This window comes from Streptomyces sp. NPDC059816 (genome assembly GCF_042732055.1).
GTDB lineage: Bacteria > Actinomycetota > Actinomycetes > Streptomycetales > Streptomycetaceae > Streptomyces.
Genome location: NZ_JBHWIQ010000032.1, coordinates 36,925 through 60,972 on the forward strand (window position 1 = coordinate 36,925; position 24,048 = coordinate 60,972).

Annotated in this window: 19 protein-coding genes and 1 pseudogene; 17 read left to right on the top strand and 3 right to left on the bottom strand. The window is 72.2% G+C overall.

Annotation, left to right across the window (positions count from 1 at the left end; translation table 11 throughout):
* The 16 genes and pseudogenes from asnB (at position 1) to ACFV88_RS31340 (ending at position 20,634) form a co-directional block, all read left to right on the top strand.
* Positions 1-1,920, top strand: coding sequence for an asparagine synthase (glutamine-hydrolyzing) (asnB, locus tag ACFV88_RS31265; RefSeq protein ID WP_385495449.1), 1,920 nt, complete (start codon positions 1-3; stop codon positions 1,918-1,920).
* Between the two features lie 73 nt (positions 1,921-1,993).
* Complete coding sequence (locus tag ACFV88_RS31270) at positions 1,994-4,186, top strand: bi-domain-containing oxidoreductase (RefSeq protein ID WP_385495450.1); 2,193 nt, start codon at positions 1,994-1,996, stop codon at positions 4,184-4,186.
* Complete coding sequence (locus ACFV88_RS31275; protein WP_385495451.1) at positions 4,183-6,132, top strand: alginate lyase family protein; 1,950 nt, start codon at positions 4,183-4,185, stop codon at positions 6,130-6,132. The genes ACFV88_RS31270 and ACFV88_RS31275 overlap by 4 nt, the downstream gene beginning before the upstream one ends.
* A 42-nt stretch (positions 6,133-6,174) precedes the next feature.
* Positions 6,175-7,653, top strand: a complete 1,479-nt coding sequence (locus tag ACFV88_RS31280) for a right-handed parallel beta-helix repeat-containing protein (RefSeq protein ID WP_385495491.1) — start codon at positions 6,175-6,177, stop codon at positions 7,651-7,653.
* Between the two features lies 1 nt (position 7,654).
* Positions 7,655-8,947, top strand: a complete 1,293-nt coding sequence (locus tag ACFV88_RS31285; protein ID WP_385495452.1) for an O-antigen ligase domain-containing protein — start codon at positions 7,655-7,657, stop codon at positions 8,945-8,947.
* 2 nt (positions 8,948-8,949) lie between these two features.
* Positions 8,950-10,224, top strand: coding sequence for a glycosyltransferase (locus ACFV88_RS31290; protein ID WP_385495453.1), 1,275 nt, complete (start codon positions 8,950-8,952; stop codon positions 10,222-10,224).
* Entirely contained in the window at positions 10,221-11,456 is a 1,236-nt protein-coding gene (locus ACFV88_RS31295; RefSeq protein ID WP_385495454.1) for a class I SAM-dependent methyltransferase, read from the top strand. The genes ACFV88_RS31290 and ACFV88_RS31295 overlap by 4 nt, the downstream gene beginning before the upstream one ends.
* A gap of 13 nt (positions 11,457-11,469) precedes the next feature.
* On the top strand, positions 11,470-12,294 hold the full coding sequence (locus tag ACFV88_RS31300) for a glucose-1-phosphate cytidylyltransferase (protein ID WP_385495456.1): 825 nt from the start codon (positions 11,470-11,472) through the stop codon (positions 12,292-12,294).
* Entirely contained in the window at positions 12,291-12,938 is a 648-nt protein-coding gene (locus ACFV88_RS31305; protein ID WP_385495457.1) for a PIG-L deacetylase family protein, read from the top strand. Before ACFV88_RS31300 ends, ACFV88_RS31305 begins: the two co-directional genes overlap by 4 nt.
* A 3-nt stretch (positions 12,939-12,941) precedes the next feature.
* Positions 12,942-13,967 (top strand): NAD-dependent epimerase/dehydratase family protein, encoded by a 1,026-nt coding sequence (locus ACFV88_RS31310; RefSeq protein ID WP_385495458.1) that lies wholly within the window; start codon positions 12,942-12,944, stop codon positions 13,965-13,967.
* Positions 13,964-15,244: a DUF4910 domain-containing protein gene (locus ACFV88_RS31315; RefSeq protein WP_385495459.1), complete on the top strand. Its 1,281-nt coding sequence runs from the start codon at positions 13,964-13,966 to the stop codon at positions 15,242-15,244. The genes ACFV88_RS31310 and ACFV88_RS31315 overlap by 4 nt, the downstream gene beginning before the upstream one ends.
* A pseudogene (locus tag ACFV88_RS31320) lies at positions 15,241-16,559 on the top strand (hypothetical protein). Before ACFV88_RS31315 ends, ACFV88_RS31320 begins: the two are co-directional and overlap by 4 nt.
* Positions 16,556-17,512: a glycosyltransferase family 2 protein gene (locus tag ACFV88_RS31325; RefSeq protein WP_385495460.1), complete on the top strand. Its 957-nt coding sequence runs from the start codon at positions 16,556-16,558 to the stop codon at positions 17,510-17,512. Before ACFV88_RS31320 ends, ACFV88_RS31325 begins: the two are co-directional and overlap by 4 nt.
* Positions 17,509-18,753, top strand: a complete 1,245-nt coding sequence (locus tag ACFV88_RS31330; protein WP_385495461.1) for a polysaccharide pyruvyl transferase family protein — start codon at positions 17,509-17,511, stop codon at positions 18,751-18,753. Before ACFV88_RS31325 ends, ACFV88_RS31330 begins: the two co-directional genes overlap by 4 nt.
* Entirely contained in the window at positions 18,750-19,301 is a 552-nt protein-coding gene (gene rfbC / locus ACFV88_RS31335) for a dTDP-4-dehydrorhamnose 3,5-epimerase (RefSeq protein WP_385495462.1), read from the top strand. The genes ACFV88_RS31330 and rfbC overlap by 4 nt, the downstream gene beginning before the upstream one ends.
* A gap of 7 nt (positions 19,302-19,308) precedes the next feature.
* Positions 19,309-20,634 carry a glutamate-1-semialdehyde 2,1-aminomutase gene (locus ACFV88_RS31340; protein ID WP_385495463.1) on the top strand — a complete coding sequence of 442 codons (1,326 nt, stop codon included), beginning with the start codon at positions 19,309-19,311 and terminating at the stop codon, positions 20,632-20,634.
* 7 nt (positions 20,635-20,641) lie between these two features.
* Here ACFV88_RS31340 and ACFV88_RS31345 read toward each other — a convergent pair whose 3' ends face one another.
* Together ACFV88_RS31345 and ACFV88_RS31350 are read right to left on the bottom strand one after the other, a co-directional pair.
* The gene (locus ACFV88_RS31345) at positions 20,642-21,298 is read right to left on the bottom strand and encodes a phosphatase PAP2 family protein (RefSeq protein WP_385495464.1); all 657 of its coding nucleotides are present in this window, start codon (positions 21,296-21,298) and stop codon (positions 20,642-20,644) included.
* A gap of 29 nt (positions 21,299-21,327) precedes the next feature.
* Positions 21,328-22,044 carry a methyltransferase domain-containing protein gene (locus ACFV88_RS31350; protein WP_385495465.1) on the bottom strand — a complete coding sequence of 239 codons (717 nt, stop codon included), beginning with the start codon at positions 22,042-22,044 and terminating at the stop codon, positions 21,328-21,330.
* Between the two features lie 221 nt (positions 22,045-22,265).
* On the opposite strand from ACFV88_RS31350, the gene ACFV88_RS31355 reads away from it, so the two are divergent.
* Positions 22,266-22,922 (top strand): O-methyltransferase, encoded by a 657-nt coding sequence (locus ACFV88_RS31355; RefSeq protein ID WP_385495466.1) that lies wholly within the window; start codon positions 22,266-22,268, stop codon positions 22,920-22,922.
* A gap of 22 nt (positions 22,923-22,944) precedes the next feature.
* On the opposite strand, the gene ACFV88_RS31360 is transcribed toward ACFV88_RS31355, so the two are convergent.
* Positions 22,945-24,042: a TolB family protein gene (locus ACFV88_RS31360; protein ID WP_385495467.1), complete on the bottom strand. Its 1,098-nt coding sequence runs from the start codon at positions 24,040-24,042 to the stop codon at positions 22,945-22,947.
* Between the last annotated feature and the right edge of the window lie 6 nt (positions 24,043-24,048).

Sequence of the window (24,048 nt, forward strand, 5' to 3'; positions counted from 1 at the left end):
GTGTGTGGCATCGCAGGCACCTACAGGTGGCCGGACGGCAAGGCCGTGACCGACCGGCTCACCGATGTCCTCGCCCACCGCGGACCGGACGGGGCGGGCCGGTACAGCCACCCCGCCGGCGACGGCGACGTCCACCTCGGACACCGCCGGCTGGCCGTCATCGACCTGTCCGAGACCGGCGCCCAGCCGATGGTCTCCGACGGCCTCGCCCTCACCTACAACGGCGAGCTGTACAACGCGCCGGAACTCCGGGCCGAGTTGACCGCAGCCGGGGCGCGCTTCCGCGGCACCTCCGACACCGAGGTGCTGCTGGAGGCCTGGCGGCGCTGGGGCACGGACTGCCTGCCGCGGCTGCGCGGCATGTTCGCCTTCGCGGTCTTCGACGAGCGCACCGGTGAGCTGGTGCTCGCCCGCGACCAGCTCGGCATCAAACCGCTGTTCCTGCTCCGGCGCGGCCCGGGCCTGGTGTTCGCCTCCGAACTCAAGGCGCTCGCCGCCGTGACCGGCGGCTCACTGGAAGTGGACCACGCGGCACTGGTGGCCTCACTGCTCTACTACTGGGTGCCGGACTCGCGCTGCGCGTACCGCGAAGCCGAGAAGCTGCCGCCGGGGAGCTGGCTGCGGATCCGGCCCGACGGCCGGGTGGAGCGCGGCCGGTACTGGAACCTGCGGGACGTCGCCGCCGAGGCCCGGGAGCAGGCCCGCGGCGGCGATCAGCCGGATCTGGCCGCCGTCGTCGAGGAGTCCAACCGGCGGCACCTGCTCTCCGACGTACCGGTGGCGACCTTCCTCTCCGGCGGACTGGACTCCAGCTATCTGACCGCGCTGGCGGCCCGGCACCGACCCGGGATCTCCGCCTACACGATCGGGTTCCGCGCCGCGGACGCCAAGTTCGAGGCGATGCCCGACGACCTGCGCTACGCCCGGCAGGTGGCCGAGCGGTTCGGCGTCGACCTGCACGAGATCGAGATCGCTCCGAAGGTGCTCGACCTGCTGCCCCAGATGACGTACCACCTGGACGAGCCGATCGGGGACCCGGCCGCGATCAACACCTTCCTGATCTGTTCGGCCGCCCGTGAGGCCGGGGTCAAGGTGATGCTCTCGGGCATGGGCGCCGACGAGCTGTTCGCCGGGTACCGCAAGCACCTGGCCAACCTGCTCGCGGTGCGCTACCAGCGCGTCCCGCGGCCCCTGCGGCGCGGTCTGTCCGCGGCCGTGGACCGGCTGCCGGTCGCCACGTCCCGCCGGGGGTACCGTTCGGTGCGCTTCGCGAAGCGGTTCCTCTCCTTCGCCGATCTGCCGGAGGAGACCGCGTTCCGGCGCAGCTACACCATGTACGACCGGGCCGAGTTGCTCGACCTGATCGATCCGGACCTCGCCGGGACGGTCGACGACGTGCTGACCGAACACGCGGACGTCTACCGGGACAACGACCTCGACGACTTCGTCAACCGCATGTGCCTGGGCGACGCCCGGATGTTCCTGCCGGGCCTGAACCTCGCCTACACGGACCGGTCGAGCATGGCCGCGTCGACCGAGGTGCGGGTCCCGTACGTGGACGTCGAGGTGGTCAAGGCGGCGTTCGCCGTGCCCGGTGACCGCAAGATCGTCGGACGACAGGGCAAGGCCGTCCTCAAGGAGGCGGCCTCCTCGATCCTGCCCCGGGAGATCGTGTACCGGCCCAAGGGCCTGTTCAGCGCCCCGCTGCGGGCCTGGATGAGCCGCGACCTGGCACCGCTGGTGCGCGAGGTGGTGAACGACGGGGTGCTCGTCCGCTCCGGATTCCTGCGCCGCGAGGCGCTGGCCCGGCTCGTCGCCGAGGACGCCGCCGGGCACCGGGACTTCTCCAAACACCTGTGGCACGTGCTGACCCTTGAGTACTGGTACCGCGGCGCTACCTCCGGCTCCGGCCAAAGCTGAACGGCAAGACGGCACGACGACAAATCGGCAAGAGGCAAGACGGCATGACGGCGTAGAAACAAGAGGAGTTCGGGTGAAGCAGGTTGTGCAGAACTACAAGAGCGGCGAGCTGGCGCTGCTCGACGTGCCGGTGCCGGGGTGCAAGCCGAACGGCGTGCTGGTCCGCAGCGCCTACTCGCTGATCTCCACCGGGACCGAGCTCATGAAGGTGTCCGAGGCCGGCATGTCGATGCTGGGCAAGGCCCGCTCCCGGCCGGACCAGGTGGCGAAGGTCATGCAGAGCGTGGCCACCAACGGGATGTCCGCCACTTACCGCAAGGTGATCAACCAACTGGACTCCTACACGCCGCTCGGCTACTCGCTGTGCGGGGTGGTCGAGCAGGTCGGTGCCGGGATCGACGACGTGGCGGTCGGCGACCTCGTGGCCTGCGCCGGCAACGAACACGCGCTGCACGCCGAACTGAACTGGGTGCCGAAGAACCTGTACACCCCGGTGCCGGACGGCCTCGCACCGCGGCACGCGGCCTTCGGCACCGTCGGGTCGATCGCCTTGCAGGGCGTCCGCCGCGGCGAGCCGCAGCTCGGCGACGTGGCCCTGGTCATCGGCCTCGGACTGATCGGGCAGTTGGTGGTGCAACTGCTGGCCGCCTCGGGGGTCCGCGTCATCGGCGTCGACCCCGACCCGGTGCGCTGCGAACTCGCCGCCCGCCTCGGCGCTGCGGCCTGCGGCGACCCCGGGTCCGCGGCCGTGGAGAGCTCCGTCGCCGAACTCACCGACGGTCACGGCGTGGACCAGGTGTACCTGGCCGCGGGCGGCGGCAGCAACCAGCCCGTCGAGCTGGCCGCCCGACTGAGCCGGGACCGCGGCCGGGTCGTCGACATCGGCAAGTGCCGCCTGGACCTGCCGTGGAACGCGTACTACGAGAAGGAACTCGACGTCCGGTTCTCCCGCTCGTACGGCCCCGGGCGCTACGACCCGGAGTACGAACTCGAAGGGCGGGACTACCCGATCGGCTACGTGCGCTGGACCGAGCGCCGCAACCTGGCGTGCTTCCTGGACCTCCTGGCCCGCGGACGCGTCGACACCGACCCCCTGATCTCCCACATCGCCGACTTCGACGACGCCGTCAAGACCTACCAGCGCCTGAAGGACGGCGAACTGAAGGCCGTGGCCGTGCTGTTCCGCTACCCCGACGCCGCGGAACACCCGATCGAAGCGGAAGCACCGGCCGTGGCCGTGCCCACGGTGCGACGCAGCGGCGGCGCGTCCACCCCGACGACCCGGTCCGTCACCTCGCCGGTGCGGCTGGCGTTCGTCGGCGCGGGCAACTACGCGACGTCGATGCTGCTGCCGCACCTGGCCCAGCGCGACGGCGTCGAGCTGTCCACGGTCGTCACCACGACGGCGCTGTCCGCGGTCAACGCCAAGCGGAAGTTCGGCTTCGCCGAAGCGACCACCGAACTCGACGCCGTACTCGAGGATCCGTCCGTCGACGCGGTGTTCGTGGTCACCCGGCACAACTCGCACGCCGAGCTCACCCGCAGGGCGCTGCTGGCCGGCAAGGCGGTCTTCGTGGAGAAGCCGCTGGCGCTCACCGAGGACGAACTGGCCGGCGTGCTCGCGGCGGTGGAGGAGTCCGGCAACGACCGGCTGCAAGTGGGCTTCAACCGGCGGTTCGCGCCACTGCTGCGGCAGGCCCGCAAGCGGTTCGGTACCCGCAGCGGCCCGGCGAACGTCCGCTACCTGGTCAACGCAGGCCGGTTGCAGCACGGCAGCTGGTACCTCCAACAGGGCAGCCAGGGCTCCCGGTTCGCCGGCGAGGGCGGTCACTTCATCGACACCGTCAGCTGGCTGCTCGGGGCCGACCCGACCTCGGTGTACGCGGTCGCCACGCCCGGCAACGAGGACCTCCAGATCGTGCTGCGCTACCCGGGCGGGTCCACCGCCACCCTCAGCTATGTCACCACCGGCTCACCCGGCTTCCCCAAGGAGACGCTGGACCTGATCGCGGACGGCAAGGTGCTGCGGCTCGACGACTTCGTCCGTGCCTCGGTGCACGGCCGCAAGCGATGGAGCAGCCCGCGGCTGTCCAACGCCCGGGACAAGGGCCAACGCGCCGAACTGGACGCGTTCCTCGAGGCCGTGCGCACCGGCGGGCCGATGCCGGTGCCGCTGGAGTCGCTGGTCGCCACCACGGCAGCCACCCTCGCCGTGCAGACCGGCCTGGTCAGCGGCGCCCCGGTGACCTTGACGAGGACGCGATGACCGGGAGCACGTCCGTGGGCTGGTACCTGCGACGGTTGTCCCGGATGGGACCGCAGGAGGTGGCCGGTCGGGTCAGCGACGCGGTGCGCAGACGGCGGTGGCGGTCACCGCTGCCGGACGCCCCGAGCGTGACCGGCGCCCGGTTCACCGCGCTGCTGCCCGACCGGGCGACCACCGCGGTGCCCCCGGACGCCGCGAAACGTCTGATCGCCGAGGCGGACCGGCTGATGGCCGGGCACGTCGAGTACTTCGGAGTGGAACGCGACGACCTGGTCGACCCGGACTGGTGGTACGACCCGAAGACCGGACGCCGGGCCCCCGGGGTCCACGCCTTCGACGTGCCGTACCGCGACGAGGACGCGATCGGGGACGTCAAGCAGATCTGGGAGCCGTCCCGGCACCAGTACCTCACCGTGCTCGCCGCCGCCTACGCGCTCACCGGGGACGAGCGGTACGCCGAGCGCGTGGCCGAGCACCTGCGGTCCTGGTGGGCGGCGAACCCGCCACTGCACGGAGTGCACTGGATCAGCGGCATCGAGCTGGGCATCAGGCTGCTGTCCTGGGTGTGGATCCGCCGGCTGCTCGACGGCTGGCCGGGCGCGCCCGGGCTGTTCGAGGGCAACCCGGCGGCGCTGCACCAGATCTGGCACCACCAGCGCTGGCTGGCCGCCTTCCCCAGCCGGGGCTCCTCGGCGAACAACCACGTCATCGCCGAGGCCGCCGGACAGTTCGCCGCGGCCTGCGCGTTCGGCTGGTTCCCCTCCTCCGCACGGTGGCGGGCCGACGCACTGCGGTCCCTGGAACGGCACCTGCGCAGCAACACCTTCGGCTCCGGCCTCAACCGCGAGCTGGCCACCGAGTACCACGGACTCGTCCTGGAACTCGGCCTGGCCGCCGTGGCCGAGGCGGACGCCGCCGGAGTGCCGCTCCCCGCGTCCGTCCGGCTGGTGCTGCTGCGCATGACCGACGCGCTCGCCGCCGTCGTCGACAACCGGCTACGGCCACCCCGCCAGGGGGACGCCGACGACGGGCACGGCCTCGTCGTGGACGGCGAGGGCACCGACCGCTGGGCCTCGCTGCTGGCCACCGGGGACGCCGTGTTCGGGCGCCTCGACTGGTGGCCGGACGTGACCGCCACCAGTGTGCGCACCCCGCTGCTGGCCGCCCTCGTCCGGCCCGCGGCGCCGGCCGTCACCCGCCCGGCGAGCCGACCTGCCCACTTCGCCGACGCGGGCATGACCATCCTGCGCGGCCCGGGGGAGATCTGGTGCCGCTGCGACGGCGGTCCGCACGGCTTCCTGTCCATCGCCGCGCACGCCCACGCGGACGCCCTCGCCGTGGAGGTCCGCCACGACGGGGTCGACGTGCTCGCCGACCCCGGGACGTTCTGCTACCACGGGCAACCCGAGTGGCGGCAGTACTTCCGCTCGACCCTGGGCCACAACACCCTGCGACTGGACGGCGGTGACCAGTCCCTCTCCGGCGGCCCCTTCCTGTGGACCCGGCACGCCCGCAGCAGCGTCCTGGCCGCGGACACGAGCGACGAGCGGGTGAGCCGCTGGTGCGCCGAACACGACGGCTACCCGCGCTCCGTGCACCGCCGCCGGGTGGAGCTGACCGCGCAGACCCGGGAACTGCGCGTCATCGACGAGGTGCGCGGCCCGCGCCGGGCCGCGCAGCTGGCGTTCCACCTCGGGCCGGCGATCACCGCGGACCTGGTGGGGAACCGGGCCCACCTCAGCTGGACCCGGGACGGCGAGGACCGCTCCGCGGTGCTCGACCTACCGCAACAGCTGAACTGGCGGGCGCACCGCGGCGCGAGCGACCCGCCGCTGGGCTGGTACTCCGCCGGCTTCGGACGCAAGGAACCCACCACCGTGCTGCTCGGCGACGGATTCGCCGACGGCGTGCAGGGGTTCACCACCGTACTCAGATTCCGCGGCTAGGGAGGACGCGTGGGGATCACGTGGCGGACGTGGGCGTCGCCGATGGCGACGCTGGCGCTATTGGCGACCGGCTGCGCGGGCACGCAGGAAGCCCGGGCGGAGCCGACCGTTGCACCCGCCGCGTCCACGGCCCGGGTGTGCGCCAAGCCCACGGCCGGCCCGGCGACGGCGCCGCCGGGCGCGGTGACCGTCGACCCCGCGGTCGTCGGTGACCTGGCCGCGAAGACCCGCAGCCACCCCCGAGGCACCACCTTCTGGCTGCGACCGGGCACGCATCGACTCCCCCCGGAGCGCTACTCCCAGGTCATCCCCAAGAAGGGCAACCGCTACCTCGGCGCGCCCGGCGCGGTGCTCGACGGCCGCAAGACCAACCAGTATGCGTTCGGCGGCTCCGCGAGCGACGTCACCCTCCGCCATCTGACCGTGCAGGGTTTCGTCGCACCGCACAACGAGGGCGTGGTCAACCACGACTCGGCCGACGGATGGGTGATCGAGCACGCGAAGATCCAGTACAACTCCGGCGCCGGACTGATGGCCGGTGACCGCCAGCGGGTGCGCGCCAGCTGTCTGCGCGGCAACGGCCAGTACGGCATGAACGCCTACCAGGCCACCGGACGGCTCAGCGACCTGCTGGTCGAGGGCAACGAGATCGTGGCCAACAACACCGACGACTGGGAGCGGCGACGGCCCGGCTGCGGCTGCACCGCGGGCATCAAGTTCTGGGCCGTCGACGGCGCCGACGTACGCGGCAACTGGGTGCACGACAACCGCGGAGCCGGGCTGTGGGCGGACACCAACAACAACGACTTCCGCATCGAGGGCAACGTGCTCGAAGCCAACGACGGCGCCGCGCTGATCTACGAGATCAGCTACAACGCGGTCATCCGGGAGAACACGATCCGACGCAACAACTGGGTCGACGGCCGCAGGTACGCCGACCGCGGCGACAGCTTCCCGTTCGCCACCGTCTACCTGTCCGAGTCCGGCGGCGAACCACGGGTCCGGGCCCGCACCGACAAGATCGAGATCTACCGGAACGTGCTGGAGGACAACTGGTCCGGAATCACCCTGTGGGAGAACGCCGACCGGTTCTGCAACAGCCCGGCCAACACCTCGTCCGGCACCTGCACGCTGCTGGTGAGGCAGCCCGACCGCTGCGCCCGGCCCGGGATCGCCACCGCACCCCTCTACACCGACTGCCGGTGGAAGACCCAGCGGGTGGACATCCACCACAACCGCTTCGTGCTGGACACCTCCGTCGTCGGGTGCACGGTCAAGTGCGACCGCATGGCGGTGCTCGCCAACTACGGCACCTATCCCGACTGGTCGCCGTACCAGGGCGAACGCGTGGCCGAAGCGATCACCCACAAGCAGCGCAACCGCTGGCACGACAACGTCTACGTCGGACCGTGGAAGTTCGTCGCCCACGACCCGAGCCGGGTGCTGGACTTCGGGCAGTGGCAGGGCACCCCCTACCACCAGGACGCCGGCAGCACCCTCGACCCACGGGCCGGTGGTTGAGATGGGCCGAAAGTCGCACGACGGCGGGCGGGACACCACGGGCACCCGGCCCGACGCCGAACCGCGCCCCGCCGGCACACCCAAGGCCGTCGGGCTGGTCTGGGGGCTGCTGGTCCTCAACACGCTCGGTTCCGCCGGGGCGAAGACCATCGTCCCGCTGCCCCGCTCCCTCATCCAACTCGTCACCATGGGCGCACTGGTCGCCGCCTTCGCCCTGGCCCTCGCACTCAACCTCCGGCTACGCGTCCGGCCCAGCGCCTACGTGTTCCTGCTCACCCTGCTGCTGGTGCCGAGCGTGATCTCCAGCGTGCACCTGGAATCCGGGTTCGGTGCGCTGTTCCGCTGCGCCCGGCTGGCGCTCTTCGTCGGCACCCTGTGGCTCCTGAGCCGCTGGTGGGACGGCGGCACCACCTTCGTTCGGCACCACATCCGGATGTACTTCGCCGTGCTCGGATCGGTGGCCGCCGGCGCGGCCATCTCCCCGGGCGCGGCCGTGCCCGAACTCTACGGCGGGCGACTGGTCGGCGCGCTGTGGCCGCTCACCCCGCCGCAGATCGGACAGTACGCCGCGGTGATCATCGGACTCACCGCGCTGCTCCTCCTGGGCCGCCGGACCGACCGGAGCAGCGCGGTGGTGGTCATCGTGCCCTCCCTCGTCCTGCTCGCCCTGACCCACACCCGGACGGCCACCCTCGGCCTGCTCGTCGGGCTGGCCTTGGCGGTGGGCTCGCTCGTCCTGACCAGCGCTGCCGCCCGCCGGTTCTTCGCCTGGGCGGTGCTCTGCGCCGCGGTGGCCGCGGTGGCGCTCAGCTCCGCGCTCCAGGCATGGTTCCTGCGCGGCCAGAGCCAGGAGAACTTCTCCAACCTGACCGGTCGCGCCAAGGTCTGGGACGCCCTGCTGGCAGCCCCCCGGACGGCCTCCGAGCAGCTGTTCGGCGTGGGCCTGGGCGACAAGTCCTTCGGCGGGCTGCCGATCGACAACAGCTGGCTGGCCGTCTACCACGAGCAGGGACTGACCGGCACCGCCGTCGTGGCGGCGATCATCCTCGGGCTGGGCGGCGTGGCGCTGCTGCGGCCACCGTCGTTGCCGAGGGCGTGCGCGATCTTCCTGATCAGCTACTGCGCGATCGCCTCGTACACCGAAGCCGGGCTGGGCGACGCCTCGCCCTACCTGCTGCACCTGGCCGTGGCCGCCTCCCTGCTGGCGGCACCCGCCGCGACCACCCCGCTCACGACCCCCGAACCCCCGAGGCGGCCGCGCCTGCGAGGGGCCCGGGAACCGGAGGTGAACTGAGCATGCACGTCCTCGTGGTGCACAACCGCTACTCCTCGGCGCAGCCGAGCGGGGAGAACAACGTCGTCGACCAGGAGGTGGCGTTGCTGCGCGCCGCCGGCCACCGGGTCGAGCTGTTCGAGCGGCGCAGCGACGACATCGCCGCCCGGTCCCTGCCGGGCAAGGCCGCGCTGCCGCTGCTGGTGCCGTGGAACCCGTCGGTCCGCTCGGAGCTGGCCGCCCGACTGCGCACCGAGCGGCCGGACGTGGTGCACGTCCACAACGTCTTCCCGCTCCTGTCGCCCGCCGTGCTGGCCGCCTGCGCCGACGCCGACGTACCCGCCGTCGCCACCCTGCACAACTACACCCAGGTCTGCCCGCCCGGCACGCTGCGACGGAACGGCCGACCGTGCACCGAGTGCATCGGCCAGGCACCGCTGCCCGCCGTGCGCCACGGCTGCTACCGCAACTCCCGGCTGGCGACGGTGCCGCTCGCGATCAGCCTGTCGGTCAACCGGCGGCGGTGGTGGTCCGGCGTGGAGCGGTTCTTCTGCATCTCCGCGGCGCAGCGCGACGTCCTGGTGCGGGCCGGCATGCCGCCCGAGCGGTTGGCGGTGAAGCACAACTTCGTGCCCGAACCGGACGCCCGCAGGTCGGGCGACGGCGAACACCTGCTCTACCTCGGCCGACTCGCCGAGACCAAGGGCGTGCGGCCCCTCATGGCCGCATGGGACCGGATCGCCGCGGACGGCGGGGTGGGCGTCCCGCTCGTGATCGCCGGCGCCGGGCCCCTGGAGCAGGAGGTGACCGCCTGGGCGGCGGGCCGCGACGACGTGCGCTACGTCGGCCTGTACGACCCGGCCCAGTGCCGGCGGGCCATCGCCCGGTCGGTCGCCGTGGTGGCTCCGTCGACCTGGCTGGAGGCGTTCGGCCTGGTGGTCGTGGAGGCGATGGCGGCGGGCGTCCCGGCGGTCGCCGCCGGCCACGGCGCCTTCGTCGAACTCGTAGAGGACGGGGTGACCGGGCTGCTGCACCAGCCGGGCGAGCCCGCTTCGCTCGCGTCCTGCCTGCGCCGGATCGCGACCGAGCCGGCCCGTAACCGGGAGCTGGGCCGGGCGGCCCGGCGCCGCTACGAACAGGGTTTCAGCCCGACCGTCGGGCTGGAGCGCCTGGTGGACGGGTACCGCACCGCGATCGCGGGACGGTCCGGCGGCGGGGACGGCCCGCCGCCGGTTGGGGACGACAGCACCGGCTCGCGGCGGGACACCCGCGCGAGCAGGGATGGGGGCAGTAGATGACAGGATGCCGACTCTGCGGTTCGGCGGCGACGGTCAGCGTCGTCGATCTCGGCGCGACCCCGCCGTGCGAGAGCTTCCTCGCCGCGGACCAACTGGACCAACCGGAACCGACGTACCCGCTGCACCTGCGGGTCTGCACCGACTGCTGGCTCGCACAGATCCCTCCGCTGATCACCCCGGAGGACACGTTCACCCAGTACGCGTACTTCTCCTCCTACTCGACCTCCTGGGTGGAGCACGCCCGCACCTTCGTCACCGACGCCGTCCAGCGGCTCGACCTCGGCCCCGACGCCTTCGTGGTCGAGGTCGCCAGCAACGACGGGTACCTGCTGAAGCACCTGGTGGACCGCGACATCCGCTGCCTGGGCATCGAACCGTCGGTGAACGTCGGCGCCGCGGCGCGGGAAGCGGGGGTGCCCACGCTCACGGAGTTCCTCAGCCCGACCACCGGCGCCACCGTCCGCGCCGAGCACGGCCCGGCGGACCTGGTGGTGGCCAACAACGTGTACGCGCACATCCCCGACGTGGTCGGCTTCACCCGGGGGCTGCGCGCCCTGGTCGCCGACGACGGCTGGGTCTCCATCGAAGTGCAGCACCTGCTGACCCTGATCGAGGAGAACCAGTACGACACGATCTACCACGAGCACTTCCAGTACTACACGGTCGCCTCCGCGATCCGGGCGCTGGCGAGCGGCGGACTCGCCCTCGTGGACGTCGAGTTGCTGCCCACGCACGGCGGCTCCATCCGACTGTGGGCCCGACCGGCCGAGGCGGCCGGCGAACCGAGCCGCCGGGTGGCCGACGCACTGGACCGGGAGAAGGCCGCCGGGCTCCAGGAACTGTCCGGGTACACCGAGTTCTCCGCCCGGGTGGCCAAGGTGCGCCGCGACCTCCTGCGCTTCCTCGTCGACGCGGCCGAACGCGGCGAGACGGTCGTCGGCTACGGCGCCCCCGGCAAGGGCAACACCCTGCTCAACCACTGCGGCATCCGGCCCGACCTGCTCCCGTACACCGTCGACCGCAACCCCTACAAACACGGCAGGTTCACCCCGGGCACCCGCATCCCGATCCTGCCGCCCGAGCAGATCGCCGTCGACCGCCCGGACTACGTGCTCGTCCTCCCCTGGAACCTGCGGGCCGAACTGGTCGAGCAACTGTCCTTCGTGCACGCCTGGGGCGGCCGGCTGGTCTTCCCCATCCCGGAACTGAGCATCGTCGAGGTCGCGTCGTGAAGGAGATCGCAGCATGAAGGTCGTACTGTTCTGCGGCGGCTACGGGCTGCGCATGCGCAGCGGAGCGTCCGACGACATACCCAAGCCGATGGCGATGGTCGGTCCCCGACCGCTGATCTGGCATGTCATGCGCTACTACGCGCACTTCGGCCACACGGAGTTCATCCTGTGCCTCGGCTACGGGGCCCACCACATCAAGGACTTCTTCCTCCACTACGAGGAGACGACGTCCAACGACTTCGTGCTGCGCGGCGGGCAGACCGAACTGCTGTCCACCGACATCGCCAGCTGGACGATCACGTTCGTGCAGACCGGCATCGAGTCACCGATCGGGGAGCGGCTGCGCCGGGTACGGCCCCACCTGGACGGCGACGAGATGTTCCTCGCCAACTACGCCGACGTGCTCACCGACGCCCCCTTGCCCGAGATGATCGAGCAGTTCGCCCGGCGCGACGCCGGCGCGTCGATGACGGTGGTGCCGCCGCAGTCCTCGTTCCACTGCGTGGAACTGGGCGAGGACGGCCTGGTGGGAGGCATCACCGCGGTCAGCGAACTGCCGCTGTGGGAGAACGGCGGCTACTTCGTGCTCCGTCAGGAGGTCTTCGACCACATCCCGGAGAACGGGGACCTGGTCGCCGACGGATGCGCCCAACTCGCCAAACGCGGGCGGCTGCTGGCCTACCAGCACCGCGGCTTCTGGAAGCCGACCGACACCGTCAAGGAACGCGCCGCGCTCGACGCCTCCTACGCCCGGGGCGAGCGCCCGTGGGCCGTGTGGGAACGGGAGGGCGGGGTGCACCCACCCGGTGGCGGCGGCGCCCGGGTGAGGACCGCGTGATCCGGCTCGGGGCCGGGCCGCTGGACCGGATCGTCGCCCTGGGCGCGCATTGCGACGACATCGCCATCGGCGCCGGCGGCACCCTGCTGACGACGTGCCTCGCCCGGCCGGGCATCCGCGTCGACGCGCTGGTGCTCTCCGGCGGGGGCAGCGAACGCGAGCAGGAGGAGCAGGCCGCGCTCACCGCTTTCTGCCCGGGCGCCGAACTCCACCTGACCGTGCTCAAGTTGCCCGACGGCCGGCTGCCGGCACAGTGGGACGAGGCCAAGGCCGCGGTCGAGCACCTGCGCACCCAGACCGACCCGGACCTGGTGCTGGCCCCGCGCACGGAGGACGCGCACCAGGACCACCGCGGCCTGGCGAAGCTGGCGTCCACCGCGTTCCGCGACCACCTCGTCCTCGGCTACGAGATCGTCAAGTGGGACGGCGACCTCGGCCGCCCGGTGGGGTACCAACCACTGTCACCGGAGATCGCCGAACGGAAGGTGCGGCTGCTCCAAGAGCACTACCCCTCGCAACGACACCGGCCCTGGTACGACCGGGAGGCGTTCCTCGGGCTGGCACGGATCCGCGGCATCGAATGCCACGCGCGCTACGCCGAGGCGTTCGCCGTCACCAAACTCACTCTCGACCTGGGGGAATGAACCTTGCGCGTGCTGTTGACCGGACACCAGGGCTACCTGGGGACCGTGATGGCCCCGATCCTCACCGCCGCCGGACACGAGGTCGTCGGGCTGGACGCCGGCCTGTTCGCCGACTGCGTGCTGGGCCCGCCGCCCGCGGACCCGCCGGGGCACCGGGTGGACCTGCGCGACGTCACGGCCGACCACGTGGCCGGGGTGGACGCAGTGATCCACCTGGCCGCACTGTCCAACGACCCGCTGGGAGCCCTGGCCCCGGACCTCACCTACGACATCAACCACCACGCGTCCGTACGGCTGGCCCGACTGGCCCGCGACGCCGGAGTGCGGCGCTTCCTGTACGCGTCGACCTGCTCCGTCTACGGTGCCGCCGGCGGGGGCGAGCTGGTGACCGAGGACGCCCCGCTGCGCCCGGTGACCCCGTACGCCGAGTCCAAGGTGCGCGTCGAGGACGACCTGCACGCCCTGTCCGACGACGACTTCAGCCCCGTGTACCTGCGCAACGCCACCGCCTTCGGGTACTCACCGCGGCTGCGCGCCGACATCGTGCTGAACAACCTGGTCGGCCACGCGCTCCTGTCCGGCGAGGTGCTGGTGCTCTCCGACGGCACCCCCTGGCGTCCCCTGGTGCACGCCGTCGACATCGCACGGGCCTTCGCCGCGGCACTGGTCGCGCCGCGCGAGGCGGTGCACGACCGGGCGTTCAACATCGGCAGCGAGACCAACAACGTCACGGTCGCCGAGATCGCCGAGCAGGTCGCCGAGGCGGTGTCCGACGCCCGGGTGGTGATCACCGGGGAGACCGGTGCCGACCCGCGGTCCTACCGCGTCGACTTCGCCCGGTTCCGCGCCGCGATCCCCGGCTTCGACTGCGAGTGGACGGTGAAGCAGGGCGCCCTCGAACTCGCCGACGCCTACCGCAAGCACGGGCTGACCCGGGAGGGCTTCGAACGACGCTTCACCCGGCTGGCCGTGCTGCGCGCGGCCTCCGACGCCGGCACCGTCGACGACACCCTGCGGCGGCGCCGATGACCACGACCGGCGAGCAGATGCACGCACTGGTGGAGCGGCTGTACCCGCTGTGCCGGAGCATCACCGGCGACGGGGTGCGCGCCACCCTGGACATCGTCGGCGAGTACGTTCCGCTCACGGTGCACGAGGTGCCGACCGGGACGCAGGTGCTCGACTGGACGGTGCCGCAGGAGTGGAACATCCGGGACGCGTACATCGCCGACCCGGCCGGCAACCGGGTCGTCGACTTCGCCGCGTCCAGCCTGCACGTGCTCGGCTACAGCCTGCCGGTGTCGACGACCCTGCCGCTCACCGAACTCCGTGCCCACCTGCACACCCTGCCCGACCGTCCGACGTGGGTGCCGTACCGCACCAGCTACTACCGGCCGGACTGGGGGTTCTGCCTCGCCCAGGAGACCCTGGACGCGCTGCCGGACGGCGACTACGAGGTGCACATCGACTCCACCCTCGCCGACGGCCACCTCACCTACGCCGAACACGTGGTCCCGGGACAGGTGCCCGACGAGGTGATCGTCTCCTGCCACGTCTGCCACCCGTCGCTCGCCAACGACAATCTGGCCGGCATCGCGGTGGCGACGTTCCTGGCACGGGCCCTGGCGGAGCGGACGCCCTGGTACACGTACCGGTTCCTGTTCGCACCCGGCACCATCGGGGCGATCACCTGGCTGGCCCGCAACGCGGAGCCGAAACCCGGGGGAAGGGTCGAACACGGACTGGTGCTGGCCTGCGCCGGCGACCGGGGCCAGCTGACGTACAAACAGAGCAGACGCGGCGACGCGGAGATCGACCGGGTGCTGCGGCATGTGCTCCGCACCTCCGAACGCCCGCACCGCGTCACCGAGTTCACTCCGTACGGCTACGACGAGCGGCAGTTCTGCTCGCCCGGGTTCGACCTCGGTGTGGGCTCGCTCACCCGCACCCCGTACGCCGGCTACCCCGAGTACCACACCTCGGCGGACAACCCCGACTTCGTCTCCCCGGAGGCGATGGCGGACACGCTCGCCGTCTGCCGCGAGGCGTTCGCCGTGCTGGACCGCAACCGGCGCTACCTCAACCTCAGCCCCTACGGCGAACCCCAGCTGGGCCGGCGCGGACTCTACGACTCGCTCGGCGGGCGCAGCGACGCGAAGCAGGCCCAGATGGCCATGCTCTGGGTGCTCAACCTCTCCGACGGCGCGCACACCCTGCTGGACGTCGCCGAACGCTCAGGGCTGCCCTTCGACACCGTCGCCGGCGCGGCCGACGCCCTGCACGGCGCCGGGCTGATCAAGGCATGACGCCGATGAGCAAGGGAAAGGAGGAGGCGACGAACCCGGCGGCCCGGGCCGCACCCGCCCGGCCGAGGACCGGCCGGGCCCTGGCCGGCCGACTGTCCTGGGGACTCGCCGACCAGGCGGTCTGTAGCCTCACCAACTTCGCGGTGGGGATCTACGTCGCACGCTCGCTGGGGCTGGCCGCGTTCGGCGTGTTCAGCCTGGCCTGGGTGACCTACGGCGTACTGCTCAGCGTCTCCCGCGGGCTGGCCACCGACCCGCTCGTGGTGCGCTTCAGCGGCGTGCCGGACACGTCCTGGCGCGCGGCGGCCGCCCGGTCCTCAGGCGCCGCGCTCGCCGTCGGCGCCGGAGTCGGCGCGGTGTCCCTGGTGGTCGGGCTGGCCCTCGGCGGCCGGGTGGGCCCCGCGTTCGCCGCCCTCGGCCTCGTCCTGCCGGGGCTGTTGCTCCAGGACGCCTGGCGGTACTCCTTCTTCGCCGCCGGCACCGGGCACAAGGCGTTCGTGAACGACCTCCTCGGGGGCGTCGCACTCGTGCCCGCCATGGTGGTGGCGGCCCAGGTGGGCAGCGTCGCCGCCTTCGTGCTCGCCTGGGGCGCGTCCGCCTCCGTGGCCGCCTCGTACGGCTGCCTCCAGTCCGGCATCCGGCCCCGGTTGACCGGGGCGCGCGCCTGGGTGCGTGAACACCGCGACCTCGGCTACCGCTACCTCGTCGAGAACGTCAGCGTCAGCGGTGCGGCCCAACTGCGGGCGTACGGGCTCGGCGCGCTCGTCGGGGTCAGCGCGGTCGGCGTGGTCCGGGGCGCCGAGCTGCTCCTCGGCCCGTTCCTCGCCGTGCTGATGGGACTGTCCCTGGTCACCGTCGCGGAGGCGGCCCGGGTGCTGCGGCGCGCCCCGCACCGGCTGGGCCGGTTCTGCTTCCTCCTCGGCGGCGGGCAGGCCGCCGCCGCCCTGCTCTGGGGCGCCGCGCTGCTGCTGGTGCCGGACCGGTTCGGCGAGCTCGTGCTCGGCGGCGTCTGGCACCCCGCCTCGGAGCTCATCGTCCCGGCCACGCTCGGCGTCGCCGGCGCCGGCCTCGGCGTCGGCGCGGCGGCCGGACTGCGCGCGCTCGCCGCGGCCCGGCGCAGCCTGCGCAGCCAACTCATCGCCTCCGCCTGCTACGTCAGCGGCGGGCTCGGCGGGGCGGCCGTGGCCGGCACGGTCGGCTCCGCCTGGGGCGTGGCCGCCGCGACCGTCAGCGGCTCGGCCGTGTGGTGGCTGCACCTGCGGTCCGCCCTGCGCGAGCGCCACCAGAACCCATCCGCGAAGTGAGGACCACATGACTGCACCACGCCGAGTGCCGCGCCTGAGCATCGGCCTGCCCGTGTACAACGGCGAGGAGTACCTCGCCGAATCGCTCGACGCCCTCCTCGGCCAGACCTACGAGGACTTCGAACTGGTCATCTCCGACAACGCCTCGACCGACGGGACCCAGGACATCTGCCGCCGGTACGCCGCGCGGGACTCCCGCATCCGCTACCTCCGACTGCCCCGGAACATCGGCGCCGCACCCAACCACAACCGCGTGTTCACCGAGTGCCGCGGCGAACTCTTCAAATGGGCCTCGCACGACGACCTGTACGCCCGGGACCTGCTGCGGCGCTGCGTCCAGGCGCTGGACGAACGGCCGGACGTGATCCTCGCGCACAGCGGCCAAGCGGTCATCGACGGCGACGGCCAACTGAAGGTCCCCTACGCGTACGGGCTCGCCACCGACTCGCCGCACCCGCCGGAGCGCTTCCGCAGCCTGCTGTTCGAGCCCGGGGGCGACGACTTCTACGGGGTGATGCGGGCCGACGTGCTGCGCCGGGTGAAGCCGCACGACAGCTACCACCACGCCGACCGCACCTTCGTCGCCGAGATCACCCTGCACGGGCCCTTCCACCAGGTGCCGGAGCTGCTGTACTTCCGCCGCGACCACCCCACCCGCGCCGAACGGGCCAACCCGAGCAAGCGCTCCCGGTGCGTCAACCTGGACCCGCGCCGGGCGGGCCCGCTGCACCCGACGCCCCGACTGCTCGCCGAGTACGTCTGGGGCTTCGTCGCGGCCGTCCGACGGGCCCCGTTGTCCCCGGCCGACCGGCGCGCCTGCTACCGCCACCTGGTCGCCTGGATGACCAGCCGGGTCCGGCCGGGCGCCGGCGAGCGGGTCGAGGACCGCGCCCCGGTCGACCCGGGCCGGCTCACCGTCTCCGTGGACGCCCTCGTCGCCGGCCGTGACGGCGGGCGGGCATGAAGTCCTCGAACGGAACCCCGGTGCGCGTCGGGGTGTTCGGCCTGCTCGGCTCCGGCAACCTCGGCAACGACGGGTCGTTGGAGGCGGTGCTCGGGTACCTCCGGGCCGAGCACCCGGAGGCCGCCGTGGACGCACTGTGCGGCGGCCCCGAGGCCGTCACGACCCGGTACGGCATCCCCGCGACCCGACTGCACTGGTACCGCGGGGAGTACCGGACCGCGTCGCGCGGCGGCGCGATCGCCGGCAAGGGCCTCGGCAAACTCGTCGACGTCTTCCGCACCGCCGCCTGGGTGCGCCGCCACGACGTGGTGATCGTGCCGGGCATGGGCGTCCTGGAGGCCACGCTGCCGCTACGGCCGTGGGGCTTCCCGTACGCGCTGTTCCTGCTCTGCGCGACCGGCCGGCTGTTCGGCACCCGGGTCGCCCTGGTCAGCGTCGGCGCCGGCCCGATCAGCGGGCGCCCCACCCGGGCCCTGGTGCGCTGGTCGGCGCGACTGGCCGCCTACCGCTCGTACCGGGACACCCTGTCCCGCGACGCGATGCGGGCGATGGGCGTGGACACCGCGCGCGACGAGGTCTACCCGGACCTCGCGTTCGCCCTGCCGACGCCACCGGACGACCACCCCGCAGACACGGACCTGCCCCGGCCCGTCTGCGTCGGCGTCATGGCCTTCCACGGCGGCAACGACGACCGCGCCCGCGCCGAGGAGATCCACCGGCGTTACCTCGACGGGACGATCCGCTTCGTCCGCGCACTGGTCGAGGACGGCCGGCCGGTCCGCCTGCTCACCGGCGACGGGATCGATGAACCCGTGGTGGCCGCGATCCGCGACGCGGTGGACTCACCCCTGGTCACCGCCGCGGGGGCGTCCTCGCTCGCCGACCTGATGAAGGAGACGGCAGCCGCCGACGCCGTGGTGGCCACCCGCTACCACAACCTGGTCTGCGCCCTGAAGGTCGGCACGCCGACGCTCGCCCTCAGCTACGCGGCCAAGAGCGAGGCACTGATGGCCCGGATGGGCCTGGACGCGTACTGCCACCCGGCCCGTGAGGTCGACGCCGACCGGCTGCTCGCCCAGTTCCGGGCGCTGGAACAGCACGCGGCGGAGCTACGCCGGACCCTCACCGAGCGGAACCTCGTCGCCGCCCGACTCCTCGAACGCCAGTTCACCGCCCTGACCGCGACCCTGTTCCCGGCGCCCGACCACACCCACACCCACGCCCTGCGGGAGACTCCATGAAGGCGACCGGAATCCCGGCGATCGCCGGCGCATACCTGTTCGAGTCCACGTCGTACGCCGACGAACGCGGCTTCTTCTGCCGCACCTTCGACGCCGACGTGGCCCGCTCGGTCGGCCTCGACCCGGACTCCTTCGTCCAGGACAGCGTGTCCCGCTCGGTCCGGGGGGTGCTGCGCGGACTGCACCTGCGCTCCGGAGCCGGTGAGGCCAAACTGGTGCGCTGCTCGTACGGGGAGGTCTTCGACGTCGTCGTGGACCTGCGGGCCGACTCCCCGACCTACCGCAACCGCGCCTTCTTCGCCCTGTCCGGCGAGACCCAGCAGACCCTGTACGTCCCGGCGGGGTGCGCACACGGCTTCCAGGCACTGACCGAAACCGCCGACGTCTCCTACCGCATCGACCGCCCGCACGATCCGGCCGAGGACGTGACGATCGCCTTCGACGACCCCGAGCTCGCCATTCCCTGGCCGCTGCCGGCCACGTCGATGTCCGAGCGGGACCGGAAGGCACCGAGCCTCGCCGAGGTCCTGAAGCATGAGGGGAGGTGAAGCGGGCGTGGACAGCGAGAAGTTCCTCCTGCCCCGGTCGCGACGGGCGAACGAGCGACTGCACGCTCTGATCCCCGGGGGTGCGCACACCTACGCCAAGGGCGACGACCAGTACCCCGAGGACCTGGCCCCGGTCATCAGCCACGGCCGCGGTGCCCATGTGTGGGACGTCGACGGCAACCGTTACGTCGAGTACGGCTCCGGACTGCGGTCGGTCAGCCTCGGCCACGCCCACCCGCGCGTCATCGAGGCGGTGCGACGGCAACTCGACCGCGGCAGCAACTTCGTCCGGCCCTCCATCGTGGAGGTCGACGCCGCGGAACGCTTCCTGGCCACGGTGCCGACCGCCGAGATGGTGAAGTTCGCCAAGAACGGCTCCGACGTCACCACCGCCGCGGTGCGCCTCGCCCGCGCCGTCACCGGGCGCTCCCGGGTCGCCATCTGCGGCGACCACCCGTTCCTCTCCGTCGACGACTGGTTCATCGGCACCACACCGATGTCCGCCGGCATTCCGGCGGCGACCACCGAGCTCACCGTGACGTTCCCCTACGGGGACCTGGCCGCCACGGAGGAACTGCTCACCCGGTATCCGGGCGAGGTCGCCTGCCTGATCCTCGAACCCGCCACCCACACCGAGCCGCCGCCCGGGTACCTCGCCGGACTGCGCGAACTCGCCGACCGGCACGGCTGCGTCCTGGTCTTCGACGAGATGATCACCGGCCTGCGCTGGTCCGAAGCGGGCGCGCAGGGCCTGTACGGGGTCGTCCCCGACCTCTCCACCTTCGGCAAGGCGCTCGGCAACGGGTTCGCCGTCTCCGCGCTGGCCGGGCGCCGCGACCTCATGGAACGCGGAGGGTTGCGCGACACCCGCGAACGGGTGTTCCTGCTGTCCACCACGCACGGCGCGGAAACGCACTCACTGGCCGCCGCGACGGCCGTGCTCACCACCTACGTCGAGGAGGGCGTCACCGACCGGCTGCACGCCCTCGGCGAGCGGTTGGCCGCCGGGGTTCGCGACGCCGCGGCCAGCATGGGCGTCGGCGACCACGTCCTCGTCCGCGGCCGGGCCAGCAACCTGGTCTTCGCCACCCTCGACGAGAACCGGCAGCCCTCGCAGGAGTACCGCACCCTGTTCCTGCGTCAACTCCTCGTGGGCGGGGTGCTCGCCCCGTCGTTCGTGGTGAGCAGCGCGCTCGACGAGGCCGACATCGACCACACCGTCGACGCGGTGGCCCAGGCGTGTGCGGTGTACCGGAAGGCACTGGACGCCGCTGACCCCACCCCCTGGCTGGCCGGGCGCCCGGTGAAACCCGTGTTCCGCCCCCTGGCGTGACACACCGTCAACGCTGCTCCCGCCGAACGGCGTCGGTCGACCGGTCAACCAGCCATGCGGTCATCGGGACCACCGCCAGCGCCGTGCACCAGCCGCCGAGGGTGTCGGTCGGGTAGTGCGCGCCCAGGGCGACCTGCGCCCAACCCATGGCGGCACCGGCGAGCAGCGCCGAAGTGACCACCAGCAACGTGCCGGCCGCCCTGCCGAGGCCGAGGCGGCCGGCCGTGAGCAGCGCCACCACGAGGGCGAACGCGGTGAGGAAGGCCGTGTGCCCGCTCGGGTAGGACAGGTGCCCGTCGTGGATGGTGCGTCCCACCAGGGGCTTGAGCAGCGTCGTCGTCCCCACGGTGAGGCCGGTGCCGACCACCACGAGCACCGCTGCCCGAAGGCGTCGCCACAGCAGACAGCCCGTCACGGCGGCCACGACCAGCACCGCCGCTCCGGCGGGCTCCGCAAGGAAGTCGACGGCGAGGGCGACCCGCCGCCACGGCGGGCGCACACCGTCCACCGCCGACTGGATCCATGCGTCCACGGCGCCGGGTCGGCTGCGGCCGGAGTACCGGACCCCGAGCACGACGACCACCAGCGTGGCGAGTGTCGCGATCAGCCCGAGCCACCCGCGCAGCGCCGGGGGCAGCACCCCGGGCGTCGGCCGGCCCCTCACCCGCCCACCGGAGGACCTGAGGATGAGGATCAGGTGCCCTTTCCGAAGACGAGCACCTCCGTGGATGCGACGCCCAGCGGCGCTAGGAAGCTGGCCTCCAACGTGCACCCCAGGGTCGCGAAGAGGTCCACGCACACCCGACGCGGTATTGCGGCCGGGTACGACCCGTGACCCGCGCCGCCCTCCGTCGCCCAGGTGCGTACCGCGGCCGGGTCCAAGCAGGTCTCCGTCATGACGTCGAAGACGATCCGACCACCGGGGCGCGTGACCCGTGCCATCTCGAAGAAGTAGCGGGAGGCGCAGAGGAAGGTCACGGTGTTGAAGACCTTGTGGGCCTGGACGAGGTCGATGCTGCCGTCGGGGGTCGGGGCGAGACTGCTTCCCGCGGTCGGCCGGGCCACCACCTTGAACGTCTCCACCAGGTAGTCGGCCCAGGGCGCTGCCGTCTCGTAGATCTCGTAGCGGTCCGGTGAACACTCCTTCAGGGTCTTCTCCAGGTACCGTCCGGACCCGGGGCCGATCTCCAGCACCGTGTTCGGGGCGGCAGCGAAGACACCGAGGTCGCGTAACTCGTCGATGGTGGACTGGGTGGCGCCCGGCGTCCCGTTCATGACCTCGTCGATGTGGTCACCGACCGACAGACCGGCCGCCCGCGCCGCCCGCATCGTGGCCTCGAACGGAAGGAAGTCGTCGACGCCCCCCAACTTGTTGGTGCTGCGCACGATGTCGAATCCCGTGCGTCCCAAGAGCCGCCTGACTCCTGACTTCAGCACCGACGCACTCCTGCCTGCTGCCCTCATGAGGCATGCCCCCCCAGCTCGTCTCCACCCCTGCGAGCCAGGATAGGAGCGCGGACGCGGACACCGCAGCGGGACGGCGAATTCGCTACGGCTCTCCTGAGCCGTCCGATCGACAGCATCGGAACCCGCAGCCGCCCCAACTCGGGCCGCCCGTAGAATCGTTGACCATGACTCGAACGCCCACCCCGCTGTCCGACGAGCTGTTCGACTACCTGTGCGCCCATGGGACCCCGCCCGACCCCGTGCAATCCCGGCTGATCGCCGAGACCGCCACCCTCGGACACGAGGCCCGCCTACAGATCTCCCCCGACGAAGGCACCTTCCTGACCCTCCTGACCCAGCTGATCGGAGCCCGCACCGCACTGGAGATCGGCACGTTCACCGGCTACTCCGCCCTGGCCATCGCCCGCGGACTCGGTGCGGACGGCCGTCTGACCTGTCTGGACATCAGCGAGGAATGGACTGGCATCGCCCGCCGCCACTGGCGGGCCGCCGGTGTCCAGGACCGCATCGAACTCCGTCTCGGCCCGGCCCTGGACACCCTCAAGTCCCTGCCCGAACAGCCGACCTACGACCTGGTCTTCATCGACGCCGACTACGAGAACTACACCGCCTACTGGGAAGAGGCGGTGCCCCGCGTCCGGCCCGGCGGCGTGATCCTGGTCGACAACGTCCTCTACCACGGGCGCGTCATCGACCTCGATGACACCGCCGGGACCACCCGGGCCGTCCGGCAGCTCAACGAACGCGTCCGCACCGACGACCGCGTCGAAGCCACCATGATCCACATCGCCGACGGGCTCACCCTCGCCCGCAAGAAGTAGCCGTTTCCCCTGTTCCCGGCGGTCAGGGGAAGCGACGGACGAAGACGTCCGACTTCCCGTTGGTGTCGCCGGGCACGAGGTCGTCGGCCGTGGACTGGAAGACCACGTCGCGTCCACCGGCGCTGACCGCGTCGGTACCGGCCGTGGCGGGCTGGTTCGAGACGATCTGGTCGGTGCCCGTCCGCAGGTCGCGCAGCTTGAGCCCCGCCCCGCTCGTGCCGAGCGGGGCGTACAGCAGATGGTGGCCGGTGGGATCGATGGCCACGCCCCGTGCGTTCGGGACCAGGTGGACGGTGCCCGAGGGCACGTCGTGGACGTAGGTGTCGGAGCCCGAGACGTAGACGACCTTGCTGCCGTCGTCGCTGAGCTGGACGAGTGCCGCCGCCGTGGACGGGCCCTCGACCGGGCCGGTGGTGGTGCCGCCGACCCGGTCCCACACGAAGACGTCCCCCGCCCCGCCGTCCTGGTAGGCGACGTACCGGCCGTCGCCGCTGAGGGACGGTCGGGACTCGTGCGTGTGGGCGAAGTCGGCGACGGTCTTCTTGGTGCCGTCCCCGTCGTGGACCTCGATGCGTTGGCCGGACGACGGTTGCCGGAACAGGACGACGAAGGCGAGGGAACTGCCGTCGGCGCTCGACGACGGCTGGTCGCAGCTGTGGGACGAGCAGTTGGCGGAAGCCGTGTACCCCGTGCTCACCTGGTACTGGCGGATCCGCACGTTGTTCACCCACTGCACGGGGTAGGCGACGTACTCCCCGTTGCCGCTGATCACCGGGGGATCGAGCGGGCTGTAGGGCCCGATCCGCCGGGTCTGCCCCGTCCGTTGGTCGCGGACGTACGCCCGGTCGTCTCCGGTCGTGCCCTCGGGCGTCAGGTTCGTCGCCGATGACGAGAAGACGATGCGGTGACCGTCCGGCATGATCGAGGCGCCGGCGGAATGGGCATCGCCCTGGGTGCCGTCGGGCGCGACGCTGATGCGCTCGACACCGGTCGTGCGGTGGCCCACCGGCCGGGCCGAGGCGGCTGTGGGCAGCACCGCCGTGGCCGCGCAGACGGCGACCGCCGTACTCAGGGCGACCCGCACCCGTCTGGTGGTGCTCGACTTCGCGTTTCGCCTCATTCGATC